Source organism: Pectobacterium fontis (assembly GCF_000803215.1).
Taxonomy (GTDB): domain Bacteria; phylum Pseudomonadota; class Gammaproteobacteria; order Enterobacterales; family Enterobacteriaceae; genus Pectobacterium; species Pectobacterium fontis.
This window is the reverse complement of sequence record NZ_JSXC01000035.1, coordinates 82,298-107,483: the sequence shown is the minus strand read 5'-3', so window position 1 is coordinate 107,483 and position 25,186 is coordinate 82,298. Positions and strand designations below refer to the sequence as shown.

28 protein-coding genes are annotated in these 25,186 nt (G+C 52.6%); 24 read left to right on the top strand and 4 right to left on the bottom strand.

The window, feature by feature from the left end:
• Positions 1 to 36: 36 nt before the first annotated feature.
• Both bglX and idi read left to right on the top strand, forming a co-directional pair.
• Positions 37 to 2,343, top strand: coding sequence for a beta-glucosidase BglX (gene bglX, locus OI69_RS12940; protein ID WP_039351087.1), 2,307 nt, complete (start codon positions 37 to 39; stop codon positions 2,341 to 2,343).
• A gap of 83 nt (positions 2,344 to 2,426) precedes the next feature.
• A complete protein-coding gene (gene idi / locus OI69_RS12935) occupies positions 2,427 to 2,966 on the top strand; it encodes an isopentenyl-diphosphate Delta-isomerase (protein ID WP_039351085.1) in 540 nt (179 codons plus the stop codon).
• A gap of 75 nt (positions 2,967 to 3,041) precedes the next feature.
• Here idi and OI69_RS20450 read toward each other — a convergent pair whose 3' ends face one another.
• From OI69_RS20450 to OI69_RS12920, 4 genes are all read right to left on the bottom strand, one after another.
• Positions 3,042 to 3,149, bottom strand: a complete 108-nt coding sequence (locus OI69_RS20450; RefSeq protein WP_039351082.1) for a membrane protein — start codon at positions 3,147 to 3,149, stop codon at positions 3,042 to 3,044.
• 96 nt (positions 3,150 to 3,245) lie between these two features.
• Complete coding sequence (locus OI69_RS12925) at positions 3,246 to 3,908, bottom strand: LysE family translocator (RefSeq protein ID WP_039351078.1); 663 nt, start codon at positions 3,906 to 3,908, stop codon at positions 3,246 to 3,248.
• A 52-nt stretch (positions 3,909 to 3,960) separates the two neighbouring features.
• On the bottom strand, positions 3,961 to 4,215 hold the full coding sequence (locus OI69_RS20425; RefSeq protein WP_235319687.1) for a helix-turn-helix transcriptional regulator: 255 nt from the start codon (positions 4,213 to 4,215) through the stop codon (positions 3,961 to 3,963).
• Complete coding sequence (locus tag OI69_RS12920) at positions 4,187 to 4,807, bottom strand: AraC family ligand binding domain-containing protein (RefSeq protein ID WP_235319686.1); 621 nt, start codon at positions 4,805 to 4,807, stop codon at positions 4,187 to 4,189. Before OI69_RS12920 ends, OI69_RS20425 begins: the two co-directional genes overlap by 29 nt.
• A 196-nt stretch (positions 4,808 to 5,003) precedes the next feature.
• Between OI69_RS12920 and dinG the strand changes: the two genes are divergently transcribed.
• The 22 genes from dinG (at position 5,004) to OI69_RS12815 (ending at position 25,178) form a co-directional block, all read left to right on the top strand.
• Entirely contained in the window at positions 5,004 to 7,103 is a 2,100-nt protein-coding gene (gene dinG / locus OI69_RS12915) for an ATP-dependent DNA helicase DinG (RefSeq protein WP_039351075.1), read from the top strand.
• A gap of 496 nt (positions 7,104 to 7,599) precedes the next feature.
• On the top strand, positions 7,600 to 9,039 hold the full coding sequence (locus tag OI69_RS12910) for a serralysin family metalloprotease (RefSeq protein ID WP_039351072.1): 1,440 nt from the start codon (positions 7,600 to 7,602) through the stop codon (positions 9,037 to 9,039).
• Positions 9,040 to 9,143: 104 nt separating this feature from the next.
• On the top strand, positions 9,144 to 9,455 hold the full coding sequence (locus OI69_RS12905) for a protease inhibitor Inh/omp19 family protein (RefSeq protein WP_039351238.1): 312 nt from the start codon (positions 9,144 to 9,146) through the stop codon (positions 9,453 to 9,455).
• Positions 9,456 to 9,472: 17 nt separating this feature from the next.
• Positions 9,473 to 11,200, top strand: a complete 1,728-nt coding sequence (locus OI69_RS12900) for a type I secretion system permease/ATPase (RefSeq protein ID WP_039351069.1) — start codon at positions 9,473 to 9,475, stop codon at positions 11,198 to 11,200.
• Positions 11,201 to 11,227: 27 nt separating this feature from the next.
• Entirely contained in the window at positions 11,228 to 12,556 is a 1,329-nt protein-coding gene (locus OI69_RS12895; RefSeq protein WP_039351067.1) for an HlyD family type I secretion periplasmic adaptor subunit, read from the top strand.
• A gap of 2 nt (positions 12,557 to 12,558) precedes the next feature.
• A complete protein-coding gene (locus OI69_RS12890; protein WP_039351065.1) occupies positions 12,559 to 13,905 on the top strand; it encodes a TolC family outer membrane protein in 1,347 nt (448 codons plus the stop codon).
• 109 nt (positions 13,906 to 14,014) lie between these two features.
• Complete coding sequence (locus OI69_RS12885; RefSeq protein WP_039351063.1) at positions 14,015 to 14,344, top strand: putative holin; 330 nt, start codon at positions 14,015 to 14,017, stop codon at positions 14,342 to 14,344.
• Position 14,345: 1 nt separating this feature from the next.
• Positions 14,346 to 14,957, top strand: a complete 612-nt coding sequence (locus OI69_RS12880) for a transglycosylase SLT domain-containing protein (protein WP_039351060.1) — start codon at positions 14,346 to 14,348, stop codon at positions 14,955 to 14,957.
• On the top strand, positions 14,947 to 15,621 hold the full coding sequence (locus OI69_RS12875; RefSeq protein ID WP_039351057.1) for a hypothetical protein: 675 nt from the start codon (positions 14,947 to 14,949) through the stop codon (positions 15,619 to 15,621). Before OI69_RS12880 ends, OI69_RS12875 begins: the two co-directional genes overlap by 11 nt.
• Complete coding sequence (locus OI69_RS12870; RefSeq protein ID WP_039351054.1) at positions 15,611 to 15,940, top strand: hypothetical protein; 330 nt, start codon at positions 15,611 to 15,613, stop codon at positions 15,938 to 15,940. The genes OI69_RS12875 and OI69_RS12870 overlap by 11 nt, the downstream gene beginning before the upstream one ends.
• Positions 15,933 to 16,244: a hypothetical protein gene (locus OI69_RS12865; protein ID WP_039351050.1), complete on the top strand. Its 312-nt coding sequence runs from the start codon at positions 15,933 to 15,935 to the stop codon at positions 16,242 to 16,244. The genes OI69_RS12870 and OI69_RS12865 overlap by 8 nt, the downstream gene beginning before the upstream one ends.
• A gap of 247 nt (positions 16,245 to 16,491) precedes the next feature.
• Positions 16,492 to 16,944, top strand: coding sequence for a Gp37 family protein (locus tag OI69_RS12860; protein ID WP_039351047.1), 453 nt, complete (start codon positions 16,492 to 16,494; stop codon positions 16,942 to 16,944).
• Complete coding sequence (locus OI69_RS12855; protein WP_039351044.1) at positions 16,941 to 17,138, top strand: hypothetical protein; 198 nt, start codon at positions 16,941 to 16,943, stop codon at positions 17,136 to 17,138. Before OI69_RS12860 ends, OI69_RS12855 begins: the two co-directional genes overlap by 4 nt.
• Positions 17,128 to 18,555 carry a phage tail sheath subtilisin-like domain-containing protein gene (locus tag OI69_RS12850; protein ID WP_039351041.1) on the top strand — a complete coding sequence of 476 codons (1,428 nt, stop codon included), beginning with the start codon at positions 17,128 to 17,130 and terminating at the stop codon, positions 18,553 to 18,555. Before OI69_RS12855 ends, OI69_RS12850 begins: the two co-directional genes overlap by 11 nt.
• Positions 18,555 to 19,079: a phage major tail tube protein gene (locus tag OI69_RS12845; RefSeq protein ID WP_039351038.1), complete on the top strand. Its 525-nt coding sequence runs from the start codon at positions 18,555 to 18,557 to the stop codon at positions 19,077 to 19,079. Before OI69_RS12850 ends, OI69_RS12845 begins: the two co-directional genes overlap by 1 nt.
• Before the next feature lie 152 nt (positions 19,080 to 19,231).
• Positions 19,232 to 19,552: a phage tail assembly protein gene (locus OI69_RS20250; RefSeq protein WP_039351035.1), complete on the top strand. Its 321-nt coding sequence runs from the start codon at positions 19,232 to 19,234 to the stop codon at positions 19,550 to 19,552.
• Positions 19,497 to 19,640: a GpE family phage tail protein gene (locus tag OI69_RS20355; protein WP_094431851.1), complete on the top strand. Its 144-nt coding sequence runs from the start codon at positions 19,497 to 19,499 to the stop codon at positions 19,638 to 19,640. The genes OI69_RS20250 and OI69_RS20355 overlap by 56 nt, the downstream gene beginning before the upstream one ends.
• Positions 19,641 to 19,863: 223 nt before the next feature.
• Positions 19,864 to 22,329 carry a phage tail tape measure protein gene (locus tag OI69_RS12835; RefSeq protein ID WP_039351032.1) on the top strand — a complete coding sequence of 822 codons (2,466 nt, stop codon included), beginning with the start codon at positions 19,864 to 19,866 and terminating at the stop codon, positions 22,327 to 22,329.
• Positions 22,329 to 23,246, top strand: a complete 918-nt coding sequence (locus tag OI69_RS12830) for a phage tail protein (RefSeq protein ID WP_039351030.1) — start codon at positions 22,329 to 22,331, stop codon at positions 23,244 to 23,246. Before OI69_RS12835 ends, OI69_RS12830 begins: the two co-directional genes overlap by 1 nt.
• Entirely contained in the window at positions 23,246 to 23,458 is a 213-nt protein-coding gene (locus tag OI69_RS12825) for a tail protein X (RefSeq protein ID WP_039351027.1), read from the top strand. Before OI69_RS12830 ends, OI69_RS12825 begins: the two co-directional genes overlap by 1 nt.
• A complete protein-coding gene (locus OI69_RS12820; RefSeq protein ID WP_039351025.1) occupies positions 23,446 to 24,600 on the top strand; it encodes a phage late control D family protein in 1,155 nt (384 codons plus the stop codon). Before OI69_RS12825 ends, OI69_RS12820 begins: the two co-directional genes overlap by 13 nt.
• On the top strand, positions 24,597 to 25,178 hold the full coding sequence (locus tag OI69_RS12815; RefSeq protein ID WP_039351022.1) for a phage baseplate assembly protein V: 582 nt from the start codon (positions 24,597 to 24,599) through the stop codon (positions 25,176 to 25,178). Before OI69_RS12820 ends, OI69_RS12815 begins: the two co-directional genes overlap by 4 nt.
• Positions 25,179 to 25,186 lie beyond the last annotated feature (8 nt).

Genomic DNA, 25,186 nt, shown 5'->3' with positions numbered 1-25,186 from the left:
GCTCTGATGCCTGGATTGACTGGGTCTTTATAACGAATGAAATGGCTTACTTCACTGACTATAGCAATTGGACTTGCCTGTAATCCGGTATTTGCGCAGGAGCTAACGTCTGCGCCGGCATCAATATCGCCGTCACATCAGCAACGCGATGCGTTTGTCACGGATCTACTGAAGAAAATGACGCTGGAAGAGAAGATCGGTCAGCTCCGATTAATCAGCGTCGGAACGGATAACCCGAAAGAAGCCATTCGGGAAATGATCAGAAACGGTCAGGTTGGCGCGATTTTTAATACGGTGACTCGCCCGGATATTCGTGCGATGCAGGATCAGGTCATGCAGCTCAGTCGCCTGAAGATCCCTTTGTTTTTCGCCTACGATGTGGTACATGGTCAGCGCACGATTTTCCCTATTGCATTAGGGCTGGCCTCCAGTTGGGATATGGATGCGATTGCGAAAAGCGCACGCGTGGCGGCTTATGAAGCGACAGAAGATGGCCTGAACATGACCTGGGCGCCGATGGTGGATATCACCCGCGATCCGCGCTGGGGCCGCGTGTCAGAAGGCTTCGGTGAAGACACCTGGCTGACCAGCAAAATTGCCGGTGTGGTGGTGAAAGCCTTTCAGGGAGATGATGTCACCGCACGCCACTCGCTGATGACCAGCGTCAAACACTACGCGCTCTACGGTGCGGTGGAAGGTGGACGCGATTATAATACCGTGGACATGAGCCCTCAGCGCATGTTTCAGGACTATATGCCGCCTTACAAAGCGGCGATTGACGCCGGTAGCAGCGGCGTGATGGTGGCGCTGAACTCTATCAACGGTACGCCTGCTACCTCAAACAGTTGGCTGCTGAAAGAGGTGCTGCGCGATCAGTGGAATTTCAAAGGCATCACCATTACCGATCACGGTGCGATTAAAGAACTGATTAAGCACGGCGTAGCCAGTGACCCGCGTGACGCCTCACGTCTGGCGGTAAAATCCGGTATCGGTATGAGCATGAGCGACGAATATTTCGTGCGCTATCTGCCTGAACTGGTAAAAAGCGGTGCGGTGAGCGTGCAGGAGATCGACGATGCCTGCCGTCAGGTCCTGAACGTAAAATATGATATGGGGCTGTTTGAGGATCCGTACCGTCACTTGGGGCCGGTCAATTCTGACCCGGCTGATACCAATGCGGAAAGCCGTTTACACCGGGTGGATGCACGAGATGTGGCGCGTAAAAGTCTGGTGCTGCTGAAAAACCGCCTGCAAACCCTGCCGCTGAAAAAAGAGGGCACGATTGCCGTCGTTGGGCCATTGGCTGATAGCCAGCGCGATACGATGGGAAGCTGGTCTGCCGCAGGCGTCACGAAACAGACGATTACCGTTTATCAGGGGCTGAAGAATGCCGTCGGCGATAAAGCCACGATTCTTTATGCCAAGGGCGCCAACGTTAGCAATCATAAAGGGATTATCGACTTCCTGAATCAGTATGAAGATGCCGTGCAGGTCGATAAACGTCCACCGCAGGTGATGATCGATGAAGCCGTCGCGGCAGCGAAGAAGGCCGATGTGGTGGTTGCCGTTGTTGGTGAAGCCGCTGGGATGGCGCATGAAGCGTCCAGCCGTTCGAACATCGATCTGCCGCAAGGCCAACGTGACCTGATCGCCGCGCTGAAAGCCACAGGTAAGCCGCTGGTTCTGGTGCTAATGAACGGTCGCCCTCTGGCGCTGGTGCGTGAAGATCAGCAGGCCGATGCGTTACTGGAAACCTGGTTCAGCGGTACGGAAGGCGGTAATGCCATCGCCGATGTGCTGTTTGGCGACTATAATCCATCCGGTAAACTGCCGATGTCCTTCCCGCGTTCCGTCGGTCAGATTCCGATTTATTACAATCACCTGCCGTCAGGCCGTCCTTACACGCCGGAAAATCCAGGCAAATATACGTCTCACTATTACGACGAAGCGAATGGGCCGCTCTACCCGTTTGGTTACGGTTTAAGCTATACCACTTTCAGCGTGTCAGACGTGCGTATGTCCAGCCAAACTATGAAGCGTAACGGAACGATCAATGCGAGCGTGACGGTGAAAAACACCGGCAGCCGTGCCGGGGAAACGGTCGTTCAGCTATATCTGCATGATGTGGTGGCATCAATCAGCCGTCCGGTCAAAGAACTGCGCGGCTTTGAGAAAGTGATGTTACAGCCGGGAGAGTCCCGCACGGTCACCTTCACCATCGATCAGGATGCGCTGAAGTTCTACAATGCCCGTATGCAGCAGGTGGTGGAACCCGGTAAGTTTGACGTGATGATTGGCCTGGATTCACAGCGCGTGAAGAGCGAGAGTTTCACCCTGCTATAATCAGGTTTCTATGCCGCCGGTTTTCCGGCGGCGAATGCGTCTGTTTAGCAATGTTCGGAGCCTAAGGTATTGCAGGAGAACGTATGCCGTTGACTGAAGTAGTGCTGGTTGATGAAAATGACAAGCCAACGGGTGTAATGGAGAAACAGGAAGCACATGTAAAGGGCGTATTACATCGTGCGATTACGGTTTATATTTTCAACTCCCGCCAGCAGTTGTTATTGCAGCAGCGCGCGGTGGGGAAATATCACAGCGGTGGCCTGTGGAGCAATACCTGTTGCAGCCATCCGGCTCCCGGTGAAGCGGTATTGCAGGCGGCACATCGCCGTTTGTATGAAGAAATGGGATTACGCTGTACGCTGACGCCGATGTTTACGCTGACCTATCGCCTGCCACTGGATAACGGGTTGATTGAGCATGAATTGGGGCATGTGTATTTTGGTGTGACAGATGATCTCCCGCAGATGAACCCCGATGAAGTGTCGAACTATAAATACCAGTCGATTGACGAGATTGCACAGCGAATGGCTACGGCTCCCGAGCAATTTACGGCCTGGTTCCAGCTCACTTTCGCACGTATTCCTGAGTACTGGCGGGTGTTTCAAGCGCAACGCTTGGCATGATGAAAACCGCGTGAGTTGCCGCGTTTCCGTGCGGCATCGCTCGCGTAAGTGGGCTAACGTTGTGGGCCGAAAGCCTCAGCCCGAATGCACGATAATAATGTAGCCCACCAGCATCATGCCGGAAATCCCCCCTAAGGCGAGTAGGGCGAAGAGCGTGATAATACCGATTTTTTGCAGCGTCATCAGGTTATCCTTTGGTTAATTGCCCCGAATTATAAAGCCTTCTTCCTGTGAAACAAACCGGAAACGTTGCTCTGGCTTACTTACCGAAATAAACACCTACCGAAATAAAAGCAACAGGCTGAAACACAGCAGAATGATGCCAGCACCGCGTTCAATCGGGTTAAGCCAGCGGGTTAACCGCTGCTGAATCAACGGACGAGCGATCAGCGCGGCGATAAGCAGATCCCACACGAGAACGACAGAAAACATCCAGCTACCGCTGACAAACTGCTGTGTGGGTGTCACATGTTGCCCAAGAATGCTGGTCATCAGGCTGATATAAAACAGCATGTTTTTGGGGTTCAATAGCGCTGAACCGAGGCCCAACAGCATCTGTTTACGCAGCGTTGGGCAACGATCTGAATTCTGTTCTGCCTGTAATGACGGCGCAGAGCGACTTTTCAGTAGCTGATAGCCAATCCAGATCAGGTAAACGGCTCCCGCTAACTCGATGAGCGTAAAAAGCGTGGGTGAATGCTGAATACCTGCCCAGCCGATTGCCGCCAGCAAGATGTAAACACCGTTTCCCAGTGCGATGCCCAGACAAATTCCTGCACTGCCGCGTAGTCGGTAGCGAATGGCATAGGCCGTCAGCAGAAAGAAATCCGGGCCTGGGCTTAATAGCGCCACGAAATGCGCCAGCGCCAGAGCAGGAAAATGGGCAGGGAAGAGCGCGTCGGCGGAAAACAGAGTGTTGATGAATGGTATGTTGATAAACATGGTGTTTCTGACCTCGATAAGTAATTGAGGCCAGTCTAGACAAGGTGTTTCGCTATTTATTGTCAAATATTGATCGCGCGTACTGACCCGGTGTCGCGGCGGTGTAGTGCACAAAGGTTTTGTGAAAATGGCTTTGATCGCAGAAGCCGCTTTGATAGCTGGCATCAACCAACGTTGTGCCCTGTTTCAGCAGCGATTTGGCATACTCAATGCGGGCATTATTTAGGAATGCCATCGGTGTGAGGCCGGTATCGTGACGAAACTGTCGCACGATGGTTTCACGTCGCAGGTTCAACTCCTCCGCCATGCGTTTCCAGCGAGGGTGATTCTTGCAAATTATTCAGCAGACGCTCGCGTACGTGGTGCGTCGTGGTTTGCGACACCTGATGGGGGGATGTAGATAAACAGGACGCGGCAGGCTGACAATATTGCCGCCAAATCGGCTCCAGCATCGCGTTGAGGTGATGATCTGCCGACGCAATTTCTCCCCGATACAGCAGGGTCACTAGGTGCTGATAACGTATAAACAGTGCGGGATCGCGCAGGACAACGCGGCTGCAATGCAAGGTATCCGCTTGATAACCACAGTGAGTCGCGATCTGATCGAGACACCATTCGGTATCCAGATAAAGCATGTGATAACTGAGCGTTTTTCCAGGAGGCGGGTTACAGCTATGAGACTGTTGGGGATCGATAAAGATCAGATCGCCAGCCTGCAAGCGATGGGTTTCATTGCGATAATGGCACAGCGTTTCGCCGTGTTCGATTGCCCCAATCGAGAATTGCGCATGGCTATGGGTTTTATAAGCGTGGCTACTGTGGCGCGTGCTGCGGCTTTCAACATACGGTAATCGTGAAGAAAACCAGTACGATTGATTAACGGTGTGGACGGAAGACATAATTTACCGAAGCTATTGTTGACGAAAATAGCGTTTACCGCGCGCGATAAAGACCGTGTTTGCTAAAAAGAATAGCTTACCCTAATTGCTGGATGAAAGATTGTCGAGGCCAGCATCATGATGATCACGATATCGGCTGACGTCGCCAGACGTCTGTGGGACAATGGCGTCCAGATCACCCAGATACAGAGTAGGCATGGCGCTGTCCCCCGCAATAAAATTGCAGATTGGTCAATGGTATAAGGCCCTGCAAGCGCAAATCCCGGATTTTATTTCCCGCGTTCCCCAGCGACAGATGATTGCCGAAGTGGCAAAAACGCTAGCGGGCGATTACCCGCGCCATCTCGCCATTGAAGCGCCAACGGGCGTCGGGAAAACGTTGTCTTACCTGATTCCGGGTATTGCGGTGGGACGGGCGGAGGATAAAACGCTGGTGGTCAGCACTGCGAACGTGGCGTTGCAGGATCAGATTTACAGCAAGGATTTGCCGCTGTTACAGACATTTATTCCCGAACTGAAATTTACCGCTGCATTTGGCCGTCGTCGCTATATTTGTCCACGTAATCTGGCGATGCTGGCAACCGATCCCGATGCGCAGGGAGATTTACCGCTGTTTCTGGATGATGAACTGATGTCTGCCAGCAAAGAGGAAAAGCGTACCTGTGTACGGCTTGAGAAAGCACTGCAAGGTTCCGCCTGGGACGGACTGCGCGACCATTATCAGGATACGATTGACGATAGCTTGTGGCAGAAGCTGAGTACGGATAAAGCGAACTGCCTCGCGCACAACTGCCATTATTATCGTGAGTGTCCGTTCTTTATCGCACGGCGTGAGATCGAGCAGGCCGATGTGGTCGTCACCAATCATGCGCTGGTGATGGCGGCGATGGAGAGCGAGTCGGTGCTGCCGCCCCCCAAAAACCTTCTGCTGGTGCTCGATGAAGGACACCACATCCCCGATGTTGCGCGCGATACGCTCGAGATGTCCGGTGATATCCATCCCGCTTATATGATGACGCAGTTGGAACAGTTGGTTCAGCTCATCGGGCAATGTATGGCGCAGTTTGCTCCTAAATCGCCTCCGCGGCTTGCCAATAGCGAACGGTTAACCAGCCATTGTGAGGAGATTCGTGAATGCGTGCTGTCTTTCTCACAACTGTGCGGGCTATTTCTACCGCATGACGGGCAGGAAACCGAGTACCGTTTTGCGATGGGGAAAATGCCGGATGAAATGCGTGAACTCTGCGTGCGGTTGTTCAAACTGACCGATACGCTACGGGCGCTGGTGGAGTATATGCTTAACGATCTCAGCGAGAAAACCGGCAAGCATGATGTCGTGCGGGTCTATCAGGCCTTGCTGAAAATGAGCCGTCAGCAGGGCTACCTTGAGTCCCTAAGCAAGCTGTGGCGGCTGGCGGCGATGGAGAAATCCTCGAACGCGCCCGTTTCCAAATGGATCACGCGGGAAATGCGTGATAACCAGCCGCACCTTCACCTGCATTGCGCGGGGATCCGCGTTTGCGATCAGTTGGAAAGGTTGCTGTGGAGTAAGGTATCGCATGTCGTGGTGACCTCGGCAACGCTGCGCTCACTGAACAGTTTTACGCGCCTACAGGAACTGTCTGGCCTGAGTGAGGAGGAAGGGGACACGTTTATCGCGCTGGATTCGCCGTTCAACCACCGTGAACAAGGGCGTCTGGTGATTCCCAACATGCGTTATGAACCGCTGATGGAATCTGAAGCGCAGCATATCGCCGAGATGGCGCAGTTTTTCCGCGCGGAGTTAAAACGGGATAAGCATAAAGGCATACTGATGCTGTTTGCCAGCCAGCGTGCCATGCAACTTTTTCTGACGCAGGTTAGCGATTTACGCCTGATGCTACTGGTTCAGGGGGACAAGCCGCGTTACAGGCTGGTCGAACTGCATCGTCAGCGGGTACAAGAAGGCCAAACTAGCGTGCTGATTGGTTTACAGTCTTTTGCCGAAGGATTGGATCTGAAAGGGGAGCTACTTTCTCAGGTGCATATCCATAAAATCGCGTTTCCGCCCATCGACAGCCCGATCATTGTGACGGAAGGCGAGTGGCTAAAAAGTCTCAAACGACATCCGTTTATCGTACAAAGTCTGCCCAGTGCATCGTTTAACCTCATCCAGCAGGTTGGACGCCTTATTCGCAGCCACGACTGTTTTGGTGAAATCGTTATTTACGATCGTCGCCTGCTGACTAAAGGCTATGGCGCACAGCTACTGGCAGCGTTGCCCGTCTTCCCGATTGAACAGCGGAATATGCCATAGCAAATTCCTATATACCGTTTGCCGAATAAAAGGACAAATTGTCCCTATTTAGCGCTATATTTTTTTATTCTTATTTGTTAGATTTGTTTCGCAACAGTAAGGATGCCGTTAATACGAGTGACGATGTGTGTCGTTGTGCAGCGCAATTTTTATCAACCAAGGACAGGTATTATGATGAAAATTAATACAGTTAATAAAACTTCCTTTCTTTTCAAAAATGAATGCCACTTGGTGTCCGTTTATCTTGCAGTCCATACCTATGTCGATAATAAAGATTAATCATCACAACCTTATTATTTGATAATAACAAAAATAATTTGTGCCCTTTCTTATAGAAGTCATTTTTATTTATATGGTTTTTTATATAAATATTGGGATCGCTTTATCTACTCAGGAGAAGATTAACCCGCGATTATTCGCGGTACATGCAATATAGCCATTGCATGAAGGGATTTAGAATTCTGATCATCCCGATCAGACTTATGGAGAAGAAAAGATGGCTTTACGAGATTTACATGACGAAGATACCGTAACATCGGCATTGGATGCGACGGGTACGGGATTTAGCGATGTAGCCCCGCTGTTTTACAACCATGTTCGTGGTGGTGACTTGGTGTTGAAGGGCATACCTTCTTTCACCAGCGATCAGGCTGCCCGTGAAATTACGCGTGATGGCTTGAGCTGGAATGCGAATGAATTTGGTAAACCCGCTAATTTGACCTATTCATTCTTGCAAACGGTGAGATCAATTCCTTCTGGCGATCAGGGATTCGTGAAATTTAACGAGGCTCAGATTCAGCAGGCTAAACTGTCTCTGCAATCGTGGGCGGATGTTGCTAACCTGACGTTCACCGAAGTCAATCCTGCCAGCCAGAAAGCCACCATCACGTTTGGTAACTATACCCGTGATTCAAGTGGTCGGATTGATAACGACACGCAAGCTTATGGCTATATGCCGGGTAATTACTCCGCGGCAGGTAGCACCTGGTACAACTACAACGTTGATAACATTCGTAGCCCGGATACCATGGAATACGGTCGCCAAACGTTGACGCATGAAATTGGCCATGCGCTGGGCTTGAATCACCCTGGTGATTACAATGCGGGCGAAGGCAACCCGAGCTACCGCGATGTGACCTATGCGGAAGATACGCGCCAGTATAGCCTGATGAGCTACTGGAGCGAGCAGAATACTGGTGGCGATTTCCAGGGGCACTATGCCGCTGGCCCGCTGATTGATGATATCTCTGCAATGCAACTGCTTTATGGCGCGAACATGACTACGCGTACCGGTGACACGGTATACGGTTTTAATTCCAACACTGGCCGTGATTTCTATACTGCTACCAGCAGCAGCCAAAAACTGATCTTCTCCGCATGGGATGCCGGCGGTAACGATACGTTTGATTTCTCTGGTTACCGAAACAATCAGACTATCGATCTGAATGAAGGTCGTTTTTCTGATGTTGGCGGTTTGAAAGGTAATGTTTCCGTTGCTCACGGTGTGACCATCGAAAACGCCATCGGCGGCGCTGGCAACGATACGATTTTCGGTAACGATGCAAACAATGTTTTGCAGGGTGGCGCAGGGAATGATGTCATTTACGGCGGTGCAGGGGCAGATACGCTGATTGGTGGGGCGGGCAGAGATACTTTCGTCTACACCAGTGTGAGCGATTCTTCCGCGACGTCAGGCTTTGACACGATCGCGGATTTCCAGCGCGGCATCGACAAAATCGATCTGTCAGCGCTGAATACCAAAGGTGATTTTCAGTTTGTCGAGTCTTTCACCGGAACGGGCAATGAAATCCTGCTTGACTGGGATGCAAGTAGCAACGCGACTAATCTGTGGCTGAACTTTATTGACCAGACTACACCCGATTTTGTGGTGCACATTGTTGGTCAGCCTTCTGCGGCAACCGATTTTATCGTGTGATGTAGCAAGGACGGGGAAACCCGTCCTTTTCTGTCTATCAACCTGGGGCCTCTATGAAAACGTTAATCATCGCGGCGCTGTTAAGCGTAGTAAGTGGAGGATGTATGGCGAATAGTCTGAAGTTGCCTTCAGCAAATGAGCTAAGCGGCATATGGCAATTACGTGGTGGGGAACAGCAGTGCGAGGTGGTGCTGCATAATACGCCGTTAGTGGATAACACCTGGCGTCTTGACGGTGATGCGCCGTGTTTACAAGCGCTGCTATCCGATGTACCCACAGGCTGGCGGCCAACGCCGGACGGCATCACGCTGACGAAAGAACAAGGGCAGTCCTTGGCATTTTTCAGTAAGGAAAAAGAGGGCTATACGCTGATATTGCCTGATGGCAGTGCACGTACGTTGCATAAACAGCCCTGACAGGAGAGGCAAACGCAGTGAGTCAACTAGCAAATAAGGAACGTTCGTTGTTGAGCATACTGCGTCCTTTCCGGCGCAGCTTCTGGAGTATTGGGATTTTCAGCGCGATTGTGAATTTACTGATGCTGGCACCGTCTATTTATATGCTTCAGGTTTACGATCGCGTACTGGCCTCAGGGAATGGCACTACGCTGCTGATGCTTACCCTGTTGATTGCCGGTCTGGGAATATTCATGGCGGCACTTGAATGGATACGCAGTCTGGTTGTCGTCAGACTTGGGACACGGATCGATCTACAACTGAATCAACAAGTTTTTAACGCCGCATTTGCGCGTAACCTTGACGCGGGTGAGGCAAAAGCAGGTCAGGCGTTGAACGACCTCACGCTGCTGCGGCAGTTTATTACGGGCAACTCCCTGTTTGCCTTCTTCGATATTCCCTGGTTTCCCTTCTTTTTATTGGTACTGTTTCTTATTCATCCGGTACTCGGTCTGGTGGCGCTGGGAGGGACGGTGGTGCTGGTGCTGCTGGCGTGGCTGAATCAGTCTCTCACCACATCGCCTTTAGAAGAGGCGAATCATGAAGCGCTACAGGCCACCCACCTGGCGGATACGCAGCTACGCAACGCAGAAGTGATTGAATCAATGGGGATGTTGCCGAATTTACGTCGCCGTTGGCTGAGACAGCACTACCGTTTTATTACGCTGCAAAATCTGGCAAGCGAACGGGCGGCGGTTGTCGGCGCGGCGTCAAAACATGCACGTATTTTTCTGCAATCGCTGATGCTTGGCGTCGGTGCCATGTTAGCAATTAAGGGCGAAATTACGCCGGGGATGATGATCGCAGGATCCATTCTTGTCGGGCGTGTCCTGAGTCCTATCGATCAGTTTATCGGTATCTGGAAACCGCTAAGCAGCGCACGGCAGTCGTGGCATCGACTGAACCGCATCATGACGGCCTATCCGCCGAAAGCGCAAGCCATGGCGCTACCTGCGCCGGTTGGTCAGCTTAGCGTCGAGAACGTGCTGTTGCAGACGCCGCAAGGGGCGACAAGATTGCAGGATATTCATTTCTCGCTTCAGGCGGGTGAAACGCTGGCGATTCTGGGGGCATCGGGTTCGGGGAAATCGACACTGGCGCGTTTGCTGGTCGCGACGCAAGCCCCAACGCGTGGCAAGGTTCGCTTGGACGGTGCCGATCTTACTCAGGTGGATAAAACCGCATTTGGTCCGTCAATGGGTTATCTGCCACAGGATGTGCAGCTCTTTAAAGGCACGCTGGCAGAGAATATTTCCCGCTTTGGTGAGCCGGATGCGGAAAAGGTTGTCGCGGCGGCAAAACTGGCGGGTGTGCACGAGATGATTCTTAGTCAGCCGCAGGGATATGACACCCCCCTCGGCGCTGACGGCAACGGGCTGTCGGGCGGGCAACGACAGCGTATCGCACTGGCGCGTGCAGTGTATGGCGATCCCTGTCTGCTGGTACTCGATGAGCCAAACTCCAGCCTCGATAACGACGGTGAAGTGGCGCTAGGACAGGCAATCTCGCACCTCCAGAAGCGGGGGGCGACGGTAGTCCTGATCACGCATCGTCCGGCATTAACCACGTTGGCGCATAAAATTCTGATTCTCAACCAGGGTAAACAACAGCGCTTTGGGCCAGCACGCGACATTCTGAGCGAATTGCAGCCCCGCCGCGCCGCCAATCAGGCACACATGGCACCTTCTGCCGCTGCCCTGCGGTAACATGGAATGACGAAAACAGGGAAAGACATGTTCGCATCAGAAATAAGCGAAGAGAGTATGAATCAGACGGCGCGGCGCGATGAACAACGCGCTGTGCGGCAGGGATGGTTGCTGGTGCTTGCCGGGTTCGGCGGCTTTCTCCTGTGGGCGCTGTTTGCGCCGCTGGATAAGGGCGTGATGGTAAATGGTAGCGTCGTCATCTCTGGTAACCGCAAGGTTGTGCAGCACAATCAGGGCGGCATTGTCGATAAAATCCAGGTGAAAGACGGTGACAGAGTCGAGGCGGGACAAATTTTATTCACGCTGAATGAGGTGGATGCGCGTTCGGCGAGTGAAGGGCTGGATGGTCAGTATTTACAGTTGGTCGCGAAGGAAGGTCGGCTGCTTGCCGAGCAGCAGCGCCTGAGCGACATGGTGATGACGCCCCGTTTGCAACCGATAGCGGAAAGGCCGGAAATGAGCGTGATTGCTGCATTGCAGCGCGACTTACTGCGCAGCCGTCAGCAGTCGTTCAGGCTTGAAGCGGAAGGTATGCGTTCCAGCATTGCGGGCATGGAGGCGTCACTCAGCGCCCAGCGTCAGGTGATGTCCAGTAAGCAGAAACAGCGTGAGACGCTGGAGCAACAACTGCAAGGACTACGTTCGCTGGCGGCGGAAAACTATGTCCCGCGCAACAAAATGCTGGAGAACGAACGCCTGCTGGCACAGTTGAATGGCGATATCGCACAACTGGCGGGAGATATGAATCGTACCCGTCGTGATATTGAGCAACACAGGCTACTGATCGCCCAGCGTCAGCAAGAATACGACAAAGAAGTCAACAGCGAACTGGCCGAAGTGCAGGCGTTGCTGAGCGATGTGGGCAGCAAGAAGGAAAAAGCGGATTTCAATCTGGCGAATATCCAAATACGTGCGCCCGTTTCTGGGACGGTAGTCGGGTTGAAAGTGTTTACAGAAGGCGGTGTGATTGCGCCGGGGCAGACGCTGCTGGAGATCGTGCCGGACGATCAGCCGCTATTGGTGGATGCGCGTCTTCCCGTTGAGTTGGTAGATAAAGTTTGGCCGGGGCTACCCGTGGAGCTTCAGTTCGTCGCGTTTAACCAAAGCACGACGCCGCGTGTGGCGGGAACGGTCGAGCTGCTTTCCGCCGACCGCCTGCTGGATGAGCGCGACGGTTCGCCTTATTACAGCCTGCGTGTGGTGGTGGATGACGCAGGGAAACGTGCGCTGGAAGGGCTGGAAGTCAAACCCGGTATGCCAGTACAAGGGTTTGTTCGCACCGGGGAGCGCTCGTTCGTTAATTATCTCTTTAAACCTTTACTGGATCGCCTGCATCTGGCTTTAACGGAAGAGTAATCATGCAAAGGATCGCGATAATCATACTGCTTGGCCTGCTGTCTTCGGGCGCCAACGCATTAGGGTTGCTGGATGCCTGGGAATTGGCGCTGCGTAATGACGCTCAGTTTCGCGCGGCGGGGTTTGAGCACGCCGCGGGTCAGGAAGAGGAGACGATCGGGCGTGCCAGTCTGCTGCCGAATCTTCAATATGGCTACAACGCTAATCGTAGCCACTCTACCGTCACCCAAACAGATAGTCTCAGCGATAGCACGCTAAAGCGTGACTACAACAGCTATACGTCAACGCTATCACTACGCCAACCGCTCCTCGACTACGCGGCCTGGGCGCGTTATCAACAGGGCGTTGCCCGTACGTTGATGGCTGACCAGCGCTTTCGTGACCGCAGTCAGAATCTGATGGTACGGTTATATCAAGCCTGGAGCAGTGCGCTGCTGGCGCAGGAAAAATTGCAATTGCTGGAAGCCCAGCAGCGAGCTTATCGGGAACAACTGGCGTTGAATAAGCGTCTCTTGCAGGCCGGTGAAGGCACGCTAACCGATGTGCGGGAAACTGAAGCGCGTTTTACACTGATTGACGCGCAGCGCATTGAGCAGCAGGACAATCTGGATGCGGCGATGACCGATCTGGAGAATATGACGGGCACGGCGCTGGATATCGCGGCGCTGCATCCTCTGACGCTGACTCAACTGCCGTCTGAGGACGCAGGCAAGCAGACGCTGGCGCAGTGGCGCGATCTGGCCGTGCAGCACAATGCTAAACTGGCGACGCAACGCGAGGGGTTGGCCGTTAGCCGTTATGAAATCGAGCGCAGCCGCGCCGGACATTTACCCACGTTGTCGCTGGTGGCGTCATCGCGCAATAGCCGTTCGGAAAGTGAATACAACTATAACCAGAAATACGACACGCAGAGTGTGGGGTTGCAACTGAATGTCCCGCTTTATTCCGGTGGTTCCGTCTCGGCATCCATGCGGCAAGCCGCAGCAGAATATCAGCAGAGTCAGGCTGAGCTGGACGATCAGACCAAACAAACGCTGGCGGAATTAAAAAAGTACTACAACCTGTACCATAACGGAACGGCGAAAATTAAAGCCTGGCAAATGACGGCTTCGTCGGCGCAAGAAGCGGTTAACGCCACGCGCTTGAGTGTCGCGGGTGGTGAACGTATTAATCTGGATATTTTGCTGGCTGAGCAGGATTGGTATGACGCTCGTCGCGAGCTGGCGGAAGCGAAATACAGTTGGCTTCAGGCATGGTTATTGCTGCGCTATACCGCAGGTACGCTGAACGAGAAAGATATTTTGCAACTGGCGGCCTGGTTTCAGCCCGTTGGTAAACCATCATTTTAACTGATTAAATCCTATGGATATCGCGCCGTAGCGATACTTAAACTCCTTTAAAATCATCAATTCTCCTCATTTTGCATAATGGCCTCCATTCTTATCAGGAGGCTTTATCGTGAAAAAAATCAAAAAACCGCGTCTTACTGGCTGGATTGTGACATCCGCTTGTCTCTTTGCTGTTATCGGGCTGATTTCCCCGCAGCAGCTTCCCGTTACCGTCTATAAACTCTCTCTTATCTCACTTGCCGCCGTACTCGGCTACTGGCTGGATCGCTCGCTGTTTCCTAAAGCGCGTCCCGGTTTGTTCCTCGAACAGGGGGATGAGCCTATGCCGCGTGGACGTTTCCCGGTTCGGGACGGTCATCACACCGTGTTTGCCGCCGCGATGTTACGGCGAGCGCTGATCGTGTCAGCCGTTTGCATCGGCGTAGCGATGGGGCTGTGATATGCGATATCTTCTCGTTCTTCTATTTTTCAACACACTGTTTTTTAAAACACTCGTCTGCGCGGAGACGATTCCTCGTGCCGCACAGGCATACCGCAGTGATGTGATTCGCAGCGCACGGCTGGATTGGGGCATGAATGCCCCAATCGCAGACTTTGCGGCTCAGTTGCATCAGGAAAGCGGCTGGAATCCTCGGGCCGTTTCACCCGTTGGCGCACAGGGGCTGGCGCAGTTTATGCCAGCAACCGCCGACTGGTTTAGCGGTATAGTGCCTGAGCTTCGTGCGAACCAGCCGTTTAATCCAGCGTGGTCTATCCGCGCGCTGACGGGCTACGATCGCTGGCTGTGGGAACGAATCCGCGCCAGTAATGATTGTGAACGTATGGCGATGACCCTGTCGTCCTACAACGGCGGGCTTGGCTGGTTACAGCGTGATAAACAGCGCGCGAAGATTGCCGAGAAAGATGTACTCCGCTGGTTTGATCATGTGGCAACCGTTAATGCCGGGCGTAGCGCCGCTAACTGGCGTGAAAACCGTCATTACCCCGAACGCATTTTGCACCAACTGGCACCGCGTTATTTGGGCTGGGGGAGGGCGAGCTGTGTGGAATAGTCTGTTTATCAATAGCCTGAAATCTCTCCTTTCACCACGGGTGGTTATCGCTTTACTTGCTGCGGTGTTATTACTCGCGATCTATCTGACTGGTCGTCATCAAGGTTATCAACTGGCGCAAACTTTGGGAGATACCGCGTTGGCAAAACAGCAAGCGGCATTTACGTTGCTACAGCAGCAGCAGGTGGAAACCCAGAACCAGCAATTGCGTGCGGCAGCGCAGCAATACCAGCAACAGGTGGAGCGTGGAAATCAACTCGAACAGCGCTATGTGGCGGCGCGTCAAAAACTGGCGGCAGATAATGCGGCCCTGCAACGGAAAATCGACCATGTTACTCAGCAATACATTGACGAAAAAGGCAAAATTCAGCCTGTGCAGTGCGTGTTTACTCGTGGCTTCGTGCAGTACTACAACGCCGCTTTCGGTCTGCCCACCGATAGCGTCCCAGACGCTACCGCCGCTGCCCGCCGTACTGGCGCAACGACCAATTCCGGCAGAGCCGCTGACACCGAATTACAGCCTTCAGGCGTCTCCCAGCGCGATATCCTCGCCAACATCAGCGCCAACGGAGAACGCTACCAGGCGCTAAGTGCGCAGGTTAACGCGCTGCTGGATTATATCGACGCGTTACAACAGGCAGGGGAGGTCACTCGTGAAGATTGAAGTGGAGTTTTGGTCGCTAGTCGGCCTGCTATTGTCATTTATGAGCTTCCTGTTTGCCGCCGGACGGATTCTGCTTACCCAGATTGAAAAGCGGCTGAACGAGCGTTTTGCTGCGCTGGAAAATGCTCGCCAAAAGAGCGAGCAAGGATGGACGCGACTGGAGCGAGAATTTCTGGAATTTCGTGCTGATTTACCGCTGACTTACGTGCGGCGTGAGGATTACATCCGTGGTCAGACAGTCATTGAGGCTAAGCTAGATGCACTCTATAACAAGCTGGAGTTAGTGCAGCAGCGAAATGTCGGAGGTATTCATGGCTGACATACAGCGTATCCGACAAGAATCGATGCGGTGGCATTTGCTTAGCACATTAAATAAAACGCGTCCGTATACCGCGAATGAACGGTTTCTGTTAGCGGTGATGCGGCGGCTACATGCCGATACTTCAGAACCAGAATTGCGTCAGGCGCTGGATTATCTGGCTGATTGCCAGATGGCGGTGGTGAGCAAAGAGGTCGGTGGTGTTTGGCTGGCCAATCTCACTCGCTTCGGTGTCGATGTCGTGGAGTACGCTGTGGACAGCATGGTTGGCATCGCCCGACCCGAAAAATACTGGGATCGGTAAACCTATTGCATTCATTTCTCTTCTGTATTTGCCCGTAATCTCTACCACCCTATTTTTTGCCAGCACGATTGTGTTGGCATTTTTTTATTTTTTTTTCAGCGTATTAGGGCAATTTTTTCAACGCACTCTTCTCATCATTTTTTCTAAAACAGATTAAAAGCCGTAGCCAGCCATTCCCCGGATACTAGCGCCATCAAAACGAGATGCCATCAACACCATGATGTCATCGATACAACGGGATGAACGAATGAATACCAAACCAATCATTGATGCGGTGATCGCTCGCCTTCAACAACATTTACCTACTCGTCGGATTGTTTCTTGTCCAGAAAATATTCTGACGACACCAGGAGATGTACTGGTGGGATACCGCGGTTCTGAATTTGCTGTACCAGAAGACGTGAATTCACCGGTACAGACTCAACGCCCGCAATTGATGGTTGCCGTGCTGCTGTCGGCGTTGGATGGCGAAGACGGCGTGCTGGCCACGCTCGATACCGTTCGTCAGGCGCTGGGAGGATACCGACTGCCTGATTGCCATCGCGGTATTCGATTAGTACGTGACCGCTATGTTGGCTACACCGAAGGACGCTGGCATTACGCCATCGATTGCACCACTGAAACCCTTTTTATCGAAGACCGCGAGCAGACGGATGGTCCTCTGCTTACTACGGTCAATTATGAGGAGAAAGACGCATGAAGTATCGCTATACCGGCCCCGCCAGCGGCGTCACGCTGGCTGATGGTCAGGAAATTCTGCTTTGGCCCGCTCAGGTGACTGAACTGCCAGCAGATCATGAATATGTGAAAACGCTGATCGCGTTGGGCTATTTGTTGCCTGTCGCCGATCAGTTCCAGGCTGATAGCGCAACGGAGGTGACCCTTGGCCGCTAATTATTTACATGGTGTAGAAACTCTTGAAGTCGAAACCGGTGCGCGTCCGGTAAAAACCGTCAAATCGGCGGTAATCGGGCTGATTGGTACGGCACCGCTGGGTGCAGTAAATGACGTCACATTGTGCCTATCCGAAAAAGACGCGGCGCAGTTTGGTAGCCAGTTCGGCGGTTATACCATCCCGCAGGCGCTGGATGCGATTTACGATCATGGCGCAGGTACGGTTCTGGTTATCAATGTGCTGGATCCGGCGAAACATAAATCGTCTGTGAGCGCAGAAAAAGTCACGTTTGACAAAGCGACCGGTACGGCACAACTGGCTAACCGTGTCATCGCCAAACTGGTGTTGACGGCCGCAGAAGGCGGCGAGCCGTTTGTGGAAGGTCAGGACTATACGCTCGATGTGCAAACTGGCGTCCTGAAAAATCTGGGTAAAAATATCGATGTTGCAGCCGTAGTCAGCGCGTCTTATGACTTTGCTGATGTCACGAAAGTGACGGCTGCCGACATCATCGGGAGCATCAACGCCGCGGGCAATCGCACCGGTATGAAACTGCTGAATGATACCTACAACCTGTACGGCTTCTTTGCCAAAATTCTGATTTCTCCAGTGTTTTGTACGCAAAATAGCGTAACAACCGAGCTTATCTCAATGGCGGATAAACTGGGGGCGATTGCCTATGTCGATGCGCCAATCGGCACGACTTTTGCTCAGGCGCTGAGCGGTCGTGGCCCGGAAGGGACGATTAATTTCAACACTAGCTCTGAACGTGTCCGACTGTGTTATCCGCACGTAAAAGTGTACGACGCGGAAACCAACCGTGAACGTCTGGAGCCGCTATCGGCGCGTGCCGCGGGTCTGCGTGCCAAAGTCGATCTGGAGAAAGGTTTCTGGTGGTCGTCATCCAATCAGGAAATCAAAGGGATCACCGGCGTAGAGCGTCAGTTGTCTGCAATGATTGACGATCCGCAGAGTGAAGTGAACCTGCTGAACGAGCAGGGCATCAGCACTATCTTCAACAGCTACGGTTCTGGCCTGCGCCTGTGGGGCAATCGCACCGCTGCCTGGCCGACTGTGACGCACATGAAGAACTTCGAAAACGTGCGTCGTACTGGCGATGTGATTAACGAATCCATTCGTTATTTCAGCCAGCAGTACATCGACATGCCGATCAATCAGGCACTGATTGACGCGCTGGTGGAATCGGTTAACGCCTATGGTCGCAAGTTGATCGGTGACGGCGCACTGCTGGGCTTTAAATGCTGGTTCGACGCTGCACGTAACGGGCAAACCGAGCTGGCGGCGGGGCATCTGTTGCTTAATTACAAATTCACGCCGCCGCCTCCGCTTGAGCGTCTGACTTTTGAGACGGAGATCACCTCGGAATACCTGGTAACGCTGGAGGGCACTAACTGATGGCCGGGAAAATTGAAGTAAACCGTATTACCAACGCCAACATCTATATCAATGGTACTAACCTGCTGGGGCGTGCGCAGGAAATCAAACTGCCGGATGTTTCTGTCATTATGCAGGAGCATAAGGCGCTGGGCATGGTTGGCAAGATTGAACTGCCTGCGGGTTTTGACAAGCTGGAAGGCGAGATCAAGTGGAACTCTTTCTATCGTGAAGCCATGCTGGCAGCGGCGAACCCATACCAGTCGCTGGCATTGCAGTGTCGCTCCAGCGTGGAACGCTATGGCTCTCAAGGCCGTATCGAAGAAGTGCCGCTGGTGACGTACATGACCATCATGTTCAAAAAGAATCCGCTGGGCACGTTCAAACAGCACGAAAACCCGGATTTCAGTAGCGCGTTCAACTGCACCTACATCAAGCAGGTGATGAACGGTGAAGACCTGCTGGAACTGGATTATATGTCCAACATCTTCATGGTGGGCGGTGTGGATCAACTGAACAGCTACCGCGCCAATATCGGCGGTTAATTTATCTTTCAAGCCGTCGGTAGGGCTGACAATGAAATGAAAGGGGCTTCGGCCCCTTTCTTATGCCCGCAACGTTAGTTTCCTAATTCGCTTTAAAATCGTTCTTCCTCGCCGCACGCGATACTGCTCCCGACATTTACTAAGGAGCTGTTATGCACACTGAAACCTATTCTCTGCAATTCCCTTATACCACCTCTGCCGGTCAACGCGTGGAGTCCATTTCGCTCAAGCGTCTGAAAGTCAAAGACATCAAAGCGGTGAAAAAAATCAGCGATGACTCAAGCCAGTGGGACGATGCGCTGCTGTCACGCATGACCGGTCTGGTACCAGAAGACATCGATGAGATGGACGCACAGGACTACATGGCGCTGCAAAAACGATTTCAGCAGCTACTTGGGCTGGATAACGCAGCCGGCACTGCTGTGGAAAGCGCAGGCTCTGCTGGCGAGGTGGTTTCGCTTTCAGCCGAGTGAAATTGATGCGCTGGAACTGGACGATTTTGAACGCTGGCTCGATGAGGCCAGCGAACAGATAAAACGCGAGAACGGTGAGGAAGACTGATTATTAACAGGGCTAAAGAGCCTACCATCCACCCCTAACCCGGCCAGCGACAGGACGCTGGCCGTTTTGCTCCCTCACCACCTGTCTTCTTCTCGCTCATCGTCCGTCCTTTTCCCTCGTTTTATCCCCGGTTTGTAATGGGGAAACCAAGCTGGAGCGGCCGAAGCCGCCGTCTCCGATCCGCCCCGTAAGGGGCTTTTCTGAATGAGAGTGAACCGTGGATATGCTTTTAAACGGTGTCATGCTGGGCAGGGCGTTTGGCGCCACACTGGATGACACAAGAAAATCGCTGCAACCGCTTAGCCATGAGTTGAAGAAATGGCAGGAGCAGCAGCGTCTAATCAATCAATCTCTGGAGCGTTTTGGTGTCGCGAGTACTCAGGCGACATCCCAGCTTAGCCAGTCACTACGTGCATTGGAGATTAATCAGGAACGGTTGGCGAATGGCCAGTCACGTCAGGAAACGCTCAGAGAACGTCGAGATGAACTCGCTGATGATTTTCAGACTAAACGCGAGCAGTTTGGCTCAATCATGGAGCCTATTATTGCGTCGGTCACGCGTTATGCGTCATTTGAGGCGCAACTGCGTGACATCAGCGTTGCTCATGGATTATCGAACGAGCAAGAAAAATTGATGGGGCAGCGTCTGCGTCAGTCTTCACAAAAAGTGAATCAAACACCGGATGCGTTGCTCAGTAGTGCCGGACAATTGCTTGATAGCGGTATGTCCTCTGTGCAGGCAACGGATGTTGCCGCGGTGCTGGGGAAAACGTCAACGGCTTCTGGCGCGGCGTTGTCCGATCTTACTGCGCTGTCTGCCACATTGGATGACGTGTTTAACCTTAAAGGGGCGAACGCACTAGAAGAATCCTTCTCCCGTATGCTGGCAGGAACCAAGCAGGGATTCTCTATGTCAGCGATGACGCAGTACGCTACCGCGTTGGCTCCAGGATTTGCGGCGATGGGGGCGACCGGTAATCAGGCACTGAGCCAGTTGGTTTCCAGTCTGAGCGCGACAAAAGGTGCAGACACGGAAGCGAACACGGCTGCCCGGCTGGGGAGTTACATGAATGCCGTGGGACGTACCGATATTGCCGACAGCTACCTTAACGCGGGCGTGGATTATAACGCCTCGCTAAAAAGCTATATGAAAGGCGGGTATTCGCAGTACGACGCTGCGGTTCAGATTAGTAACCGATTTATCGACAGTAAAGGTAGCCAATTCCAGCAACAGTGGGATAAGGCCAGTAAAGCGGGCAACGTGGACGCGCAGCAAAGCTTAATGCAGCGTTACGGTTTACAGGAGGTTTTCCGGACGCCAGAAGCGGTGAATTATGCTCTGTCGATGAAGCAGAACTGGACGCGCTATCAAGAGAATCAACAGCGGATGAACAGCCCGGCAGCCACGCAAACGCTGGATCTCGACTTCGCCCGGCAGAATGACACCCTGACAGGGCGCTGGAATCAAATGACAACATCAGTGCTGAATATTGCGCTCAATGTCGGTGAGGCGCTGACACCTGTGTTGGTTTCTCTGAGTAACGTGCTCATCCCTATTTTGGATCAACTCGTGACCTGGACGGCAGAGAATCCTGAACTGGTGCGTGGGATCGTGATGGCGGTTGTTAGTTTCTCCGCGTTCAGAATGGCGCTGAGCGGCGCGAAACTGGGGATTATCACACTACTTTCCCCGTTACAGAGTATCTGGGACGGTATTTTACACCTTCAGCGCGGTTGGCAGTTGTTCAATGCGGGGCTGGCAAGAACGGGGGGGTTGCAACGTGTAGGCGCTGCATTGAACTGGCTAGTTGGCGGCGCTGGGACATTAGGGCGTATGCTCGGCGGTGTGTTGCGTAGTGGCCTGATGATGGCGGGACGAGCAGTACTGCTCCTGGGGCGTTTATTGCTGACGACACCGATTGGTTTGGCAATCACGGCAATAGCAGGGGGCGCTTATCTGCTCTACCGCTATTGGGAACCGATTAGTGCATTCTTTAAAAACCTATGGTCACAAGTCAGCCAGGCTTTTAATGCGGGGTGGGAAGCGCTCAAAACCGCTGTATCCGGCGGTGTAGCGGGGATTACCGCTTTCCTGCTTGACTGGTCGCCATTTGGTGTACTGTATTCCATTTTTGCCGATACCGTCAGTGACCTCGGTATTCAACTCCCTGATAGCCTAAGCGCACTCGGAGGTGTGATTATTGATGCCTTAGTGACGGGGATTACAAGTGCTTTCCCTGAACTAAAAAACGCCCTGAAAAAGATCGACGAATTTATTCCCGATAGTGTTAAAAATTTTCTGGGTATTGGCTCGAAAACCACATCAATCGAAACGACAGCCTCATCTGTTGCAACCCTTGATCCTCCTCGAACCCTACCCTCCACCTCGGCATCTACGTTGCCGCTACCGCCGACATTGCGAGTGGGATCACCTAAGACTGAAAAAGGAATTGCGTCAACCCCACAACAGCGTGTCGCTATGCTCCCTCCTGTTGGCGGAATGAAAAGCAAACCTGTCGCAGCGCCTTCAGAACGTGTTCAGGTCGCATTCTCGCCCACTATTTATCTCAATGGTCAGAAGACAGCACCCACGCCTGAAATGACGAAGACGCTGACGCTTAGCATGAATGAACTGGAAAATATGTTGAATAAGCTGCTCGCTCAGCGCGAGCGCAGGGGGTACGCCTGATGTTTGCGGTATTAGGAAATGTTGAATTTAACGTGATTGCTTATTGGGACGGTTTTGATGCGTCATTTGGTGCGGATTATGCTGAACATAACCGTATTGAAGGTAAGCCGGGTCTGCAATTTATCGGAGCGAAGCTGGATGAGATGCGTATTAGCTTGGCATTTCACCAGCAATATTGTTCACCTGAGGTAGAACTGGCGCGATTGAATGAGGCGATGCGGGCGCATCAGGCAATGGCGTTGGTCTTTGGTAACGGAGACTATCGTGGCTGGTTTGTCATCACCGCACTCACTTCGACGAGTCAACATACTGACTCAAAAGGCAATGTATTGGCGATGAAGGCTGAGTTGACGCTCCGAGAGTACATCGGCGATCCGAAGAACCCGCTTAAGCCACCGGCGATTAAAACTCCAGTGCCTAACGTCAGTGCGATCAGCAATGTTGCGGCTAAAGTCAGTGATTTCGCTCAATCGTTACGCACTGCGGTGACCTATGCCAAAAAAGCCCAATCTGCGATTAAGGCTGCGAAAAATACGGTACAGATAGTGAAAAGGATGAAGAAAAACCCGAGTGCGGCGTTATTGCAGGTGCCGGAGCTTTTGACGCAAGTGAGCAACGTGTTAACACCGTTAAGTGAGGCAGTACCCGCATTGGATGATGTGGCGAAGCAGGTTTCTGACGCAGCGAGTACTGCTGTAGAGATGATGCCTGATATTACAGCGGTCAATAAAGCTGCCAATGATACGTTAAAACAGGTTAAGCAGATTGCCGTGTTGCTGAAAGAAATCAACAGCACGAATGTTATCGACAAGGTTGAATCCATCAGTAAGCAAATTGATGCCGCGAGCGACACGTTTAATGAAGCTGCGCCAGCGTTGAGCAAACTGACGGCTGAAATCGTAAAGAGGGTTAATTGATGTATCTCGAACATATTACCCAACAAGGTGAGCGGTGGGACACGTTGTCGCATCTGTATTATGGCGATCCGCTTGGCTATCCGCGCATTATTGCGGCTAACCCACATGTACCTATCGTGTCATTGTTACCATCTGGTGTGGTGGTACTGATTCCCATCATTGAACAGGCCGATGCCAGTAAGACGGAGGATACCCCACCGTGGCTGCGTTAATAGAAAAACTGCTTTCTCCCGGCGTTTCGGATGTGCTGCAACCGACATTCACGCTGTGGTATCAACAGAAAGATATCACCAACGATATCGCACCATATGTCACCAGCGTGACGTACACCGACAGCATCAAGAATGAATCGGATGCGATTGAAGTTCGGCTCGATGATACCGATGGCCGCTGGCTGGATAAATGGTATCCCGGTACGGGGGATACGTTATCGCTAAAACTGGGTTATCGTGGTGAGACGCTGTTTAACTGCGGCACGTTCTCGATCGATGAAATCGAGGTGAGCGCGCCGCCCAGCGAAGTCACCATTCGCGGTGTGGCGACCTCCGTCAACCGTGCGTTGCGAACCAAATCAAACCGGGGCTTTGAGGATACTACGCTTGCGGCTATTGCGACGCGTATCGCGAAAAAGCATCAGTTGACTCTGGTAGGGACGATTCAAAGCATCAACATCGATCGCGTGACGCAATATGCGGAAACCGATGTTGCTTTCCTGAAACGGCTCGCCAGCGAATACGGCTATGCGGTGAAAGTGGTCAGCGACCAGTTGATCTTCTCCCATCTGGCGACGTTGCGTAGCCAGGAGCCTGTACGAAAAGTTTCACCAACCGACGTGGCGCGTTTCTCATTACGCGATTCGATCAGCCATGTCTACAAAAACGCCAAGACGAAATACCAGAAAGGAAGCGAAAAGAAACTCGTTGTTTATGAAGCTGATGGCAGCGTAAAAAATGAGATGAAGTCAGCCGGTGCATCGACCAGTGCGGATACGCTGAAAGTGAACACGCGTGCAGCAGATGCTGCTGGCGTGAGGATGAAAACAAATGCGGCGTTGGATGCGCACAACGAAAAGCAACAAACGGGATCGATGACGCTGATGGGCAGCCCACAGTTGGCGGCGGGAAATAAAATCGAGTTGGTGGCATTTGGTCAGCTTTCTGGTCAGTGGTTGATCAATTCGGCTCGCCATGCGCTTGAACGTGGTGGTGGTTACACCACGGAGATTGAGCTCACCCGTGGGCCGGTGACGGCAGGTAGAAGAAAAACGGACAACGGGAAAACGTTGGTGACGTACCACCCGGATGGGAGCCAGACAACACGGAAGGTCAATAGTAACAAGGAGAAAGCAGCATGAGTTTATCTCGGCGAATTGGCACGATAAGCGCGGTGGATGAAATCCGCGTGATGGCACGCGTTCGTTTACCTGAATGTGACAATCTGCGTACTGCCTGGCTGCCGGTATTACAACGCAATACGCAGAATAATAAGGATTATTGGTTGCCGGATATTGGCGAACAGGTCGAAATTCTGCTGGATGGCAACGGCGAAGACGGACTGGTGCTGGGGGCCATTTATTCCGCTGCTGATGTACCAACGCTGGCGGATAAAGACAAAAGGGCGGTGACGTTCGCTGACGGTGCGCATCTTGAATACGATCGTCGAACGCATACGTTAACGATCAACGGCGGCGTGCAGCATATTGTGATTAGCAGCGGCACTGACGTGGTGGTTAACGCTCAGCGTGTCACTATTGATGCGCCAGAAACGACGGTAACTGGCAAGCTACTGGTGCAAGGGGCACTCACCTACCAAAGCGGAATGTCCGGTTCTGGTGGTGCCAGCCTTAGTGGTAATGTCAGTGTCTCCGGCAACATCAACGCTAGCGGCAGCGTCATGGATGCTGGTGGTAACTCTAACCACCACTCGCACTAGCGTTTTCC